Annotated in this window: 8 protein-coding genes and 1 pseudogene; 8 read left to right on the forward strand and 1 reads right to left on the reverse strand. The window is 69.9% G+C overall.

Going from position 1 to position 11,775, the window contains the following annotated elements; genetic code table 11:
- The first annotated feature begins 59 nt into the window (after positions 1 to 59).
- From ahcY to secA, 8 genes and pseudogenes are all read left to right on the forward strand, one after another.
- Positions 60 to 1,541, forward strand: coding sequence for an adenosylhomocysteinase (gene ahcY, locus ACFWQG_RS07325; protein ID WP_378506933.1), 1,482 nt, complete (start codon positions 60 to 62; stop codon positions 1,539 to 1,541).
- Positions 1,542 to 1,624: 83 nt separating this feature from the next.
- A complete protein-coding gene (locus ACFWQG_RS07330) occupies positions 1,625 to 2,290 on the forward strand; it encodes a dTMP kinase (RefSeq protein WP_378506934.1) in 666 nt (221 codons plus the stop codon).
- A gap of 4 nt (positions 2,291 to 2,294) precedes the next feature.
- Entirely contained in the window at positions 2,295 to 2,972 is a 678-nt protein-coding gene (mtrA, locus tag ACFWQG_RS07335) for an MtrAB system response regulator MtrA (protein ID WP_378506935.1), read from the forward strand.
- A 14-nt stretch (positions 2,973 to 2,986) separates the two neighbouring features.
- Positions 2,987 to 4,703 (forward strand): annotated as a pseudogene (mtrB, locus tag ACFWQG_RS07340) (MtrAB system histidine kinase MtrB).
- Positions 4,700 to 6,490, forward strand: coding sequence for an MtrAB system accessory lipoprotein LpqB (lpqB, locus tag ACFWQG_RS07345; protein WP_378506936.1), 1,791 nt, complete (start codon positions 4,700 to 4,702; stop codon positions 6,488 to 6,490). Before mtrB ends, lpqB begins: the two are co-directional and overlap by 4 nt.
- A 55-nt stretch (positions 6,491 to 6,545) precedes the next feature.
- Positions 6,546 to 7,205 carry a ComF family protein gene (locus ACFWQG_RS07350; RefSeq protein ID WP_378506937.1) on the forward strand — a complete coding sequence of 220 codons (660 nt, stop codon included), beginning with the start codon at positions 6,546 to 6,548 and terminating at the stop codon, positions 7,203 to 7,205.
- Between the two features lie 175 nt (positions 7,206 to 7,380).
- Entirely contained in the window at positions 7,381 to 8,049 is a 669-nt protein-coding gene (gene hpf, locus ACFWQG_RS07355; protein WP_378506938.1) for a ribosome hibernation-promoting factor, HPF/YfiA family, read from the forward strand.
- Positions 8,050 to 8,286: 237 nt separating this feature from the next.
- Positions 8,287 to 11,118 carry a preprotein translocase subunit SecA gene (secA, locus tag ACFWQG_RS07360; RefSeq protein ID WP_378506939.1) on the forward strand — a complete coding sequence of 944 codons (2,832 nt, stop codon included), beginning with the start codon at positions 8,287 to 8,289 and terminating at the stop codon, positions 11,116 to 11,118.
- A gap of 12 nt (positions 11,119 to 11,130) precedes the next feature.
- On the opposite strand, the gene ACFWQG_RS07365 is transcribed toward secA, so the two are convergent.
- Positions 11,131 to 11,661 (reverse strand): Rv3235 family protein, encoded by a 531-nt coding sequence (locus ACFWQG_RS07365; protein WP_378506940.1) that lies wholly within the window; start codon positions 11,659 to 11,661, stop codon positions 11,131 to 11,133.
- Positions 11,662 to 11,775 lie beyond the last annotated feature (114 nt).

Here is an 11,775-nt window from a genome sequence, read left to right on the forward strand (position 1 = left end):
TTCGTCGGGCTCGCCTCCCGGTAGCCTCTACCGCAGCTATTGCCAACCAGGAGAGGCAGATGACGACCTCAGTGTCTGAGAACAAGTGTGTCGCGGAGACCCGCAACGGGATCGACTTCAAGGTGGCGGACCTTTCGCTCGCCGAGTTCGGCCGCAAGGAGATCCGCCTCGCCGAGCACGAGATGCCCGGCCTCATGGCGCTGCGCCGCGAGTACGCCGAAGTGCAGCCGCTCAAGGGCGCGCGGATCTCCGGCTCCCTGCACATGACCATCCAGACCGCGGTGCTGATCGAGACCCTCACCGCGCTCGGTGCGGAGGTGCGCTGGGCGTCGTGCAACATCTTCTCCACTCAGGACCACGCCGCCGCCGCGATCGTCGTCGGCCCGCACGGCACCCCCGAGGAGCCCAAGGGCACCCCGGTCTTCGCGTGGAAGGGCGAGACCCTCGAGGAGTACTGGTGGGCGGCCGAGCAGATGCTCACCTGGCCCGACCAGCCGGCGAACATGATCCTCGACGACGGCGGCGACGCCACCATGCTTGTGCTCAAGGGTGCGCAGTTCGAGAAGGCCGGCGTCGTCCCGCCGACCGACGACGCGAACGACTCCGACGAGTACAAGGTGTTCCTCGCGCTGCTGCGCACGTCCCTCGAGGCCGACAAGTCCAAGTGGACGACCGTCGCGGAGTCCGTGCAGGGTGTCACCGAGGAGACCACCACCGGCGTGCTGCGCCTCTACCAGGTTGCCGCGGCCGGTGAGCTCGTGTTCCCGGCGATCAACGTCAACGACTCGGTCACCAAGAGCAAGTTCGACAACAAGTACGGCACCCGGCACTCGCTGCTCGACGGCATCAACCGCGGCACCGACGTGCTGATCGGCGGCAAGGCCGCCCTCGTCTGCGGTTACGGCGACGTCGGCAAGGGCTGCGCCGAGGCGCTGCGCGGCCAGGGCGCCCGCGTCACGGTCACCGAGATCGACCCGATCAACGCGCTGCAGGCCATGATGGACGGCTACGACGTCAAGACCGTCGAGGAGTTCATCGGCCAGGCCGACATCGTCATCACCTCGACCGGCAACAAGGACATCATCTCCTTCGAGCACATGAAGCAGATGAAGCACCAGGCCATCCTCGGCAACATCGGTCACTTCGACAACGAGATCGAGATGGCGACGCTGGAGCGTTCGCCGGAGGTCACCCGGGTCAACATCAAGCCGCAGGTCGACGAGTTCACCTTCGCCGACGGGCACAGCATCATCGTGCTGTCCGAGGGTCGCCTGCTGAACCTGGGCAACGCCACCGGCCACCCGTCGTTCGTGATGTCGAACTCGTTCGCGAACCAGGTCATCGCGCAGATCGAGCTGTGGACCAAGCCCGACGAGTACGACAACGAGGTGTACCGCCTGCCCAAGCACCTCGACGAGAAGGTCGCGCGGATCCACGTCGAGGCACTCGGCGGTTCGATCACCAAGCTGACCAAGGATCAGGCCGAGTACATCGGCGTTGACGTCGAGGGCCCGTACAAGCCCGAGCACTACCGCTACTAGCGGCTCCGCCGCCTGTGAGTCCTTTTGGCCCCGTCCGGGGCCAAAAGGACTCACAGGCGCGGCAGCGCCTAGGCTGGGCGACCGTGGGAATCCTCATCGCACTCGAGGGGCTCGACGGCGCTGGCAAGCGCACGCTGTCGAACGCGCTGGTTGACGCCTGGCGCGGCGCCGGACTGAGCGTCGCAACGCTGGCCTTTCCGCGGTACGGGGTGTCCGTGCATGCGGACCTCGGCGCCGAGGCGCTGCACGGCGGGCACGGGGACACCGCCGAAAGCATCAGCGCGATGGCGCTGCTGTGGGCGCTCGACCGCCGCGACGCGGCAGCCGACCTGCGCGAGATGATCGCCACCCACGACATCGTCCTGCTCGACCGCTACGTCGCGTCCAACGCCGCCTACACCGCCGCGCGGCGGCACCAGAGCGCGCAGGGCCCCGACGTCTCCTGGATCGAGGACCTCGAGTTCGGCCGGTTCGGGCTGCCGCGGCCCGCACTGCAGATCCTGTTGAAGGTTCCGGTGGAGTTGGCCGCCAGCCGGGCGCGCAGCCGCGCGGGCATCGAAGCGGACCGGCAACGCGACGCCTACGAGCGCGATTCAGGCCTGCAGGCCAGGACCGGCGAGGTCTACGACGGGCTTGCGGTGCGGCAGTGGATCTCGCCGTGGACGGTGGTCGGACCGGACGTCGACCCGGCACAACTCGCCGCCGATGTCACCAATCAACGTCGGGCGCGCCTCGGAGTGACACGATAGAGACATGAAGCCACGCATTCTGGTTGTCGACGACGACACGGCACTCGCCGAGATGCTCACCATCGTGCTGCGCGGGGAGGGATTCGAGCCCTTCGTGGTGGGTGACGGCACCCAGGCGCTGTCCGCGGTCCGGGAGATCCGCCCCGACCTGGTGTTGCTCGACCTGATGCTGCCCGGCATGAACGGGATCGACGTCTGCCGGGTGCTGCGCGCCGACTCCGGGGTGCCGATCGTGATGCTCACCGCGAAGACCGACACCGTCGACGTGGTGCTGGGCCTCGAGTCCGGGGCGGACGACTACGTGATGAAGCCGTTCAAGCCGAAGGAACTCGTGGCGCGGGTGCGGGCCCGGCTGCGGCGCACCGAGGAGGAGCCTGCGGAACTGCTGTCGATCGCCGACATCGACATCGACGTTCCCGCCCACAAGGTCACCAGGGACGGGGAGTTGATCTCCCTGACCCCGCTCGAGTTCGACCTGCTGGTGGCCCTCGCCCGTAAGCCGCGGCAGGTGTTCACCAGGGAGGTCCTGCTCGAGCAGGTGTGGGGCTACCGGCATGCCGCCGACACCCGGCTGGTCAACGTGCACGTGCAGCGGCTGCGTGCGAAGGTCGAGCGCGATCCCGAGAATCCGCAGGTCGTTCTCACCGTCAGGGGGGTCGGCTACAAGGCCGGACCGCCGTGATCCGTAGCACCCGGATGCGGCGTCGGATCAACGGCACGTTCACGCCGCTGCTCCGACGGTTCCGCAACACGAGCGTCGCGCTAGCGCACTTGTGGCGGCGGTCGCTGCAGCTGCGGGTGGTCGTGTCGACGTTGACGTTGTCGTTGGTCGTCATCACCATCCTCGGCGTTGTCCTGACGAGCCAGATCACCGACCGCCTGGTCGAGGCGAAGCTGTCGGCGGCCACCGAGGAGATGGACCGGGCGCGGGGCACCGTGCAGAGCTACCTCGCTGGCACCGACGAGACCGCCTCGATCAGCACCCGCCTCGAGGGGGCGCGGTCGTCGCTGACCGCCCGCAGCTCGGACTCCGGTCCGGCGTCCGGTGCGGCTGGCACCTTCGACCCGGTGCTGATCGCCCGCGGCGACCCGGCGGCGGAGCCGTCGGCGGGGGCCGGTCGATCAGATTCCGCACAGTCTGCGCGAGTTCGTCCTCAACGGTCAGGTCAGCTACCAGTTCTCGACGGTCAGCGATCCCGACGGCTACACGGGGCCCGCGTTGATCGTCGGCAGCCCGGTGATCGCCGACGTCCCCGACCTCGAGCTGTACCTGGTGTTCCCCCTCGCGGGTGAGGACCGCAGCCTGTCACTGATGCGCAGCACCCTGCTGATCGGCGGCGCGGTGCTGCTGGTGCTGCTTGCCGCGATCTCGCTGATCGTGGCACGTCAGGTGGTGCTGCCGATCCGGTCCGCGTCGCGGATCGCCGAGCGGTTCGCGGAGGGCAAGCTGCGGGAACGGATGCCCGTGCGCGGTGAGGACGACATGGCCCGGCTGGCGATGTCGTTCAACGACATGGCCGAATCCCTGTCCAAGCAGATCACGCAGCTCGAGGAGTTCGGCAACCTACAGAAGCGGTTCACCTCCGACGTCAGCCACGAGCTGCGCACTCCGCTGACGACGGTCCGGATGGCCGCCGACCTGATCCACGACGGCAGCGCCGACCTCGACCCCGCGTTGCGGAGATCGTCGGAGCTGCTGGTCGCCGAGCTTGACCGGTTCGAATCGCTGCTGGGTGACCTGCTGGAGATCAGCCGCCACGACGCCGGGGTCGCCGAGCTCGCCGCCGAGAAGCTGGACCTGCGGATGAGCGCCCGCGCCGCGGTGTCGACGATCCGGCACCTGGCCAGGGAGACCGGGACCGAACTGATTCTCGACCTGCCCGAGGAACCGGTCGACGCGACGGTCGACCCGCGTCGGGTCGAGCGGATCCTGCGTAACCTGCTGGCGAACGCGATCGACCACGGCGAGGGCAGGCCGGTGCTGCTGCGGCTGCGCGCCGACGCGGACGCGGCGGCGTTCATCGTGCGCGACCAGGGCATCGGGTTGCAGCCGGGGGAGGAGAAGCTGGTGTTCAACCGGTTCTGGCGGTCGGACCCGTCCCGGGTCCGCCGGTCCGGCGGCACCGGACTCGGGTTGGCGATCAGCGTCGAGGACGCCCGGCTGCACGACGGCAGGCTCGACGCGTGGGGTGCGCCCGGCGTCGGCGCGTGCTTCCGGCTGACGTTGCCGCTGGTCCGCGGGCACAAGGTGACCAGCAGCCCGCTCCCGTTGCGCCCGCCGACCATCAAGCGGGTGCAGGGCCGCGACCCCGACGGGGACACTGAGACCAGCGACACGGAGTCGGGGGAGTCCGAGCCGCTCGACCCCGACGAGACGGCCAGCCTGCCGATGCTCCGGGAGCGACGGACATGAGGCGGCGGCGGTGGGCTGGCTGCGCGGCGGCGGTGGTTGCCGCCGTCCTGCTCGGCGGCTGCGCCAGCCTGCCCGACTCGTCCACCCCGCAGGCGATCGGCACGATCGCGCAGGAGCCGGCGAACCCGGTGGTGCCCGCGCCCGCTCCGGGACGGGAACCGAACCTGCTGCTGCGGGACTTCCTCGCGGCCAGCACCGACCCGACCGACCGGCACGCCGCGGCCCGCAAGTTCCTGACCACCTCGGCGGCCGCGACCTGGGACGACAGCGTCGAGACGACGATCGTCGACAAGGTGGACGTGCTGCCTGAGTCGCAGCGATCCGACGACCAGGCCGGATACACGATCCGGGCGAACCGGGTCGGGCAGCTCGGACAGGGCGGCGTGTACCAGGCGGTCGAGGGAACCTACGAGGCGACGGTCCGGTTGGTTCGGGAGAACGGGGAGTGGCGGATCGATCAGCTGCCGCCGGGTGTCATCCTGGACCGGCCCCAGTTCCTCAAGACCTACCAGCGCAAGGCGCTGTACTTCCTCGACCCGACCGGGTCGACCACGGTCCCCGACCTGCGGTGGATCTCGACGAACCCGCAGGACCTGGCCGACACGCTGATCCGGATGCTGATCGCGGGCCCGAAGCCGTCGCTGCAGGGTGCGGTGTCGAACCAGCTCGCCGACGTGCGGCTGGCGGATCCGATCACCAAGGCGGACGGCCGCAGCGCCGGGGTCGGTATCGGCTTTGGTGGGCTGCGGATCCAGTTCGAGGGCACCGGACCGCTGGACGTGGTGAGCCGGGACCGCCTCGCCGCGCAGGTCGTCTGGACGCTCGCCAACGCCGAGATCCCCGGCCCGTACGTGCTGATCGGCGACGGCAAACCGCTCGACGAGCGGCTCCCCAACGGCTGGACGACGGCGGACGTGTCGTCGACGAACCCGGCGGCGTCGGGGGCGGCCGCGGTCGGCCTGTACGCGCTGCGGGACGGCGCCCTCGTCCGGGTCACCGACGAGGGTATCGATCCGGAGCCCGGCTACTTCGGGTCGGGATCGGACCTGCGGTCGGCCGCGCTGTCCCGGGACGGCAGATCCGCGGCCGCGGTGGCGGCGCCAGCCACCCGGCCCGGCACCGAGTCGGTGTCGCCGCCCGAGGCGGTGTCGACGCTGATGGTCGGGCCGGTGGACGGGCAGGCGTCCCGGGTCGCCGAGGGTGGCACGCTGACCCGGCCGACCTGGGCGCTCGGGGACACCGCGGTGTGGACGGTCGTCGACGGCGCGCGGGTGCTGCGGACGGCGCCGGGACCGGCGGGTGAGTGGACCGTGGAGCAGGTGGACACCGCCGACATCGCCTCGCTCGGCACCACGATCACCGAGTTCCGGCTGTCCAGGGACGGCACCCGCGCCGCGGCGATCATCGACGGCAAGGTCTATGCCGTGACCGTGATCCCCCGACCGGAGGGCGGCTACCGGTTGACCGGCGCGCAACCGATCGCGGTCGGTCTCGGCAGCCCCGCCGTCACCCTCGACTGGTCGACCGGCGACGCGATCGTGGTGGTGCGCGCTGCCTCGGACATCCCGGTCGTCAGCGTCTCCGTCGACGGGTCCCGGATGGACGCGCTGCCGAGCCGCAACCTCACCCCGCCGGTGACCGCGGTCGAGGCAACCCCGTCCATGACGTACGTCGCGGACGCGCTCGCGGTTTTCCAGCTCAACAGCACGGACCCGGCGGGGGACCGCTATTGGCGTGAGGTCCCCGGCCTGACCGGGGTCAGGGCCGTCCCGGTGCTGGCGGGCTGACCCGCCCGACTCCTCGTCGCCGGTGTTGTCGGTGGGCCGGGGCACACTGCCGGGCATGCGCGCACTGCTCGACCTGATCCTCCCCCGCGAGTGCGGTGGCTGCGGCGTCGCGGGCACCCTGTGGTGCGCGCGCTGCGCGACACAGCTGGCTGGACCGCCGGTCGCGGTGTCGCCGCGGATCGATACGGGGGTCCCGGTGTGGGCGGTGGGAGCACACGGCGGGGCGCGGCGGGCGGCGGTGATCGCGGCGAAGGAACGGGGCCGCCGCGACCTCGCCCGCCCCCTCGGCGCCGCGCTGGCCGGTGCGGTGCGACAGTTGCGCGCACTCGGCGAGATCGATCCCCCCGAGCTGGCCGGGCTGACGGTCGTTCCCGCGCCGACCCGGCGGCGAGCGGCACGGGCCAGGGGCGGCGATCCGGTGCTGGCGATGGTGCGATGCGCGGCCGAGCGGTTGGCCCCGGAGGCGGTGCGGGTCGAGCGTGCCCTGAGTTTCGGTGCTGGCGTTCGGGATTCGGTCGGGCTCTCGGCGCACGCCCGAGTCGCGAACCTGGCGGGACGGGTCCGGGCCACCCCGCCGGTGGGGACCGTCCGGTCGGATTGCGTGGTGTTCGTCGACGACGTCCTGACCACCGGGGCGACCGCGGCGGAGTCCGTTCGCGCGCTCGCGGGGGTCGGTGTCCGGGTCGACGCGGTGCTGGTGATCGGGGTCGCATGACGCGTTCGACCCGAATGCTGGCACTTGTGTCGAACTCGTACTACCGTCGCCAGCACAGCCGACGACACGGGTGGGAGGTGATAGTTCCAAACCCTGACGCCGGGCGGTCCCCTTCCCGGCGTAGCTCATCCGCCGCAGGTCAAATTCTTGGCTCGGCCGTATTCGGGAGGTACGCGTGACGACCCCTTCGACAGCATCTGTCTTCGTTCAGGACGCTGCAGAATCCACCGGGCAATCCGATGCCCCACGCTCCGAGATCGTGGTGAAGGGCCGCAATGTCGAGGTCCCGGACCATTTCCGGGTCTACGTTTCCGAGAAGCTCGCTCGTCTTGAGCGCTTCGATCCGACGATCTACCACATCGACGTCGAACTCCAGCACGAACGAAACCGCAGGCAGGCGAAGAACTGCCAGCGGGTCGAGATCACCGCCCGAGGTAAAGGGCCCGTGGTTCGCGCCGAGGCCGCCGCCGACAGCTTCTACGCCGCCTTCGAGAGCGTGACCGCCAAGCTCGAGGCCCGGCTGCGTCGGACCAAGGATCGCAGGCGCGTCCACTACGGAGACAAGACCCCGGTGTCGGTCGCGCAGGCGACCGCCGCGCTCGCCGAGGACGATTCGCTCGGCATCTCCCCGGACCTGTCGCTCGAGCCGGAACAACCGGAGGGCCCCGGCCAGATCGTGCGGACGAAGGTGCATTCCGCCGCCCCGATGGCCGTCGACGACGCGCTGTACGAGATGGAACTGGTCGGACACGACTTCTTCCTGTTCCACGACAAGGAGACCGACCGACCGTCGGTCGTGTACCGGCGTCACGCGTTCGACTACGGACTGATCCGGCTCGCCTGACCAGGCAGACCCGCGCTGGCCAGCGGCAACCTGACCGCAACACCGACCCGGATCGGTTGAGGACGTCGCGGCGGAAGCCTGAGTAACCGACAAGAATGAGTGGTCGATCGACTCGAGCGGCGGCCGCAGCGCCTACCATGGGATCCGGTCGAGGGGTTCGCTCCTCTCGACCGGATCCTGCTGCGATGCCTGCCGGATCGCACACCCGCCCGCCGAGACCCTAGGACGTTCACACCCGTGCCCTCGCTGTCACTGTCCAAGCTGCTCCGTGTTGGTGAAGGTCGCATGGTCAAGCGGCTTAAGCACATCGCCGAGCACGTCGATACCCTCTCGCCCGAGTACGAGGCGCTGTCCGACCAGCAGTTGCGGGACAAGACGGGGGAGTTCCAGCAGCGGTTCGCACGCGGGGAATCCCTCGACGACCTGCTGCCGGAGGCGTTCGCGGTGGCCAGGGAGGCGTCCGCGCGGGTGCTCGGCCAGAAGCACTACATCGTGCAGATCATGGGCGGTGCCGCGCTGCACTTCGGCAATGTCGCGGAGATGAAGACCGGCGAGGGCAAGACCCTGACCTGCGTCCTTCCCGCCTACCTCAACGCCATCGCGGGCCGGGGCGTGCACGTCGTCACCGTCAACGACTACCTGGCCAAGCGTGACTCCGAGTGGATGGGGCGGGTGCACCGCTCGCTGGGCCTCGAGACCAGCGTGATCCTGTCCGGGATGACCCCGGCGCAGCGGCGGGAGGCATACGCCGCCGACATCACCTACGGCACCAACAACGAGTTCGGTTTCGACTACCTGCGCGACAACATGACGCACACCCTCGACGACCTCGTCCAGCGTGGGCACAACTTCGCGATCGTCGACGAGGTCGACTCCATCCTCATCGACGAGGCCCGCACCCCGCTGATCATCTCCGGTCCGGCGGACGCGTCCAGCAAGTGGTACGGCGAGTTCGCGCGGATCGCGCCGCTGCTGAAGCGGGACGTGCACTACGAGGTCGACATCAAGAAGCGCACCGTCGGCGTGCACGAGGCCGGGGTCGAGTTCGTCGAGGACCAGCTCGGCATCGAGAACCTGTACGAGGCCGCGAACTCGCCGCTGGTCAGCTACCTGAACAACGCGATCAAGGCGAAGGAGCTGTACCAGCGGGACAAGGACTACATCGTCCGGGACGGCGAGGTGATCATCGTCGACGAGTTCACCGGACGCATCCTCGTCGGCCGCCGCTACAACGAGGGCATGCACCAGGCGATCGAGGCCAAGGAGAAGGTCGAGATCAAGGCCGAGAACCAGACCCTCGCCACGATCACGCTGCAGAACTACTTCCGGCTCTACGACAAGCTGTCCGGCATGACCGGTACCGCCGAGACGGAGGCGGCGGAGCTGCACCAGACCTACGAGCTTGGCGTCATCCCGATCCCGACGAACCGGCCGATGGTCCGCGTCGACCAGGGCGACCTGATCTACAAGACGGAGGAGGCCAAGTTCGATGCCGTCGTCGACGACGTCGCCGAGCGGCACGCGAAGGGGCAGCCGGTCCTGATCGGCACCACCAGCGTCGAGCGGTCCGAGTACCTGTCGAAGCAGTTCACCAAGCGCGGGATCGCGCACAACGTGCTCAACGCCAAGTTCCACGAGAAGGAGGCGCAGATCGTCGCGGAGGCGGGCCGCACCGGCGCGGTGACCGTCGCCACCAACATGGCGGGCCGCGGCACCGACGTCGTGCTCGGCGGCAACCCGGACATCATCGCCGACGTGCTGCTGCGCAAGCAGGGCCTTGACCCGGTGGAGACCCCCGACGAGTACGAGGCGGCCTGGGAGGGCGCGCTCGCGCAGGTGCAGGCGCAGGTGAAGGCGGACGCCGACCAGGTGCGGGACGCGGGTGGCCTGTACGTGCTCGGCACCGAGCGGCACGAGTCGAGGCGCATCGACAACCAGCTCCGCGGTCGGTCGGGTCGTCAGGGCGACCCCGGCGAGTCCCGGTTCTACCTGTCGCTGGGCGACGAGCTGATGCGCCGCTTCAACGGCGCGGCGCTGGAGTCGATCATGACGCGGCTGAACCTGCCGGACGACGTGCCGATCGAGGCGAAGATGGTCTCGAAGGCGATCAAGAGCGCGCAGACCCAGGTCGAGCAGCAGAACTACGAGATCCGCAAGAACGTCCTCAAGTACGACGAGGTGATGAACCAGCAGCGCACCGTCATCTACGAGGAGCGCCGCCAGATCCTCGAGGGCGAGGACATGGAGGGCCAGGTCGAGACGATGATCACCGACGTGGTCACCGCCTACGTGGACGGGGCGACGGCCGAGGGGTACGTCGAGGACTGGGATCTCGACCAGCTGTGGACCGCGTTGAAGACCCTCTACCCGGTCGGTGTCGAGCATCGGGCCCTCACCGGTGAGACCGAGGACGGTGACCGCGGCGACCTGTCCCGCGAGGAACTGCGCGATGCGCTGCTCGCGGACGTCCGCTCGGCCTATGCGCAGCGGGAGCAGCAGATCGACGCCATCGCAGGCGAGAACGGCATGCGGGAGCTTGAGCGCCGGGTGCTGCTGTCCGTGCTCGACCGCAAGTGGCGCGAGCACCTCTACGAGATGGACTACCTCAAGGAGGGCATCGGGCTGCGGGCGATGGCCCAACGGGATCCCCTCGTCGAGTACCAGCGTGAGGGCTACGACATGTTCACCGCGATGCTCGAGGGCCTGAAGGAAGAGTCGGTCGGGTTCCTGTTCAACCTGCAGGTCGAGGCGGCGCCCGCGCCGGAACAGTCCGGCTGGACCACTGCGGCCGCCGCCGCGCGCAGCGAGTCGGTTGCTCCGGCCCGGACCGCGACCCCGCCGCCGAGCCAGGGCGGGCAGCAGCAGGCACCCACCGCGCAGGCCGCGCCTGCCGCGCTGCGGGCGAAGGGGCTCGACGATCAGGAGGAGGGTGCGTTGACCTTCTCCGGACCGGCCGAGGACGGGACCGCGTCGGTCCGTACCAGCGGGGATCCCACGTCCGTGGTCGGGCCGACCCGACGCGAGCGCAGGCAGGCCGAGCGGGACACCAAGAAGAAGAAAAAGCGCTAGCCGCGGCCGGCGTCAGCCGACCTGAAGTGACGTGAACCTCCAGGCGCCCCCGGCGTCCGCGGACCGCCGGCGGGCGGCTGGTGCGCGTTCGAGGCGTCCCGCGATGGCGAACGTGCGGCCGCCGCGGACGTAGCTGCCGAAGACCTCGGCCCGGTCCTGGTCCAGCGGTCGCACGTGCACCCGACGCAGGTGCGCGGTGCCGAGCCCGCGCCCCGGTGCGCCCGCCCTGACGACCGCGGTCACGAGGTCGAACGGGGTCGACCCCAGCAGCGGACGCAGGGTGGACAGGTGGCGACGGCGGTCGAGTGCCTCGAGGACCATCCGCAGGGCCATCTCGCCGAATCGTCGACATCCGAGGTCCGGGACGCCGGGTGCCTCGCCGTCGCCCGCTGGGTGCCGGTCGGCGGCGGCGGCGTGCCGCGGGGTGAGGGTGCGATGCGGGAGGGGTCGCGGGGTGCGGAGTGCGAGCCGGTGCGTGTGCCTCGGCGGTGTTGGCTCGGTGGGCGGTTCGGGGCTGGGGGCGTCGGTGACGTAGGTCCTCAATGGTGCTCTCCTCGTCGACGGGCTGCCGGTGCGGCGGCGGCGATTCCGCCGACACCGCGGTACGGGGTCGATCCCGGGGAGAGTCCGGACGGTGCGAGGATGGCACGAATTGCC

This window comes from Rhodococcus sp. NPDC058532 (assembly GCF_042719255.1).
Classification (GTDB): domain Bacteria; phylum Actinomycetota; class Actinomycetes; order Mycobacteriales; family Mycobacteriaceae; genus Rhodococcus_G.

Coding starts and splice junctions, on each gene's coding strand:
- ahcY (WP_378506933.1), top strand. CDS start 60: ATGACGACCTCAGTGTCTGAGAACAAGTGTGTCGCGGAGACCCGCAAC.
- mtrA (WP_378506935.1), top strand. CDS start 2,295: ATGAAGCCACGCATTCTGGTTGTCGACGACGACACGGCACTCGCCGAG.
- lpqB (WP_378506936.1), top strand. CDS start 4,700: ATGAGGCGGCGGCGGTGGGCTGGCTGCGCGGCGGCGGTGGTTGCCGCC.
- ACFWQG_RS07350 (WP_378506937.1), top strand. CDS start 6,546: ATGCGCGCACTGCTCGACCTGATCCTCCCCCGCGAGTGCGGTGGCTGC.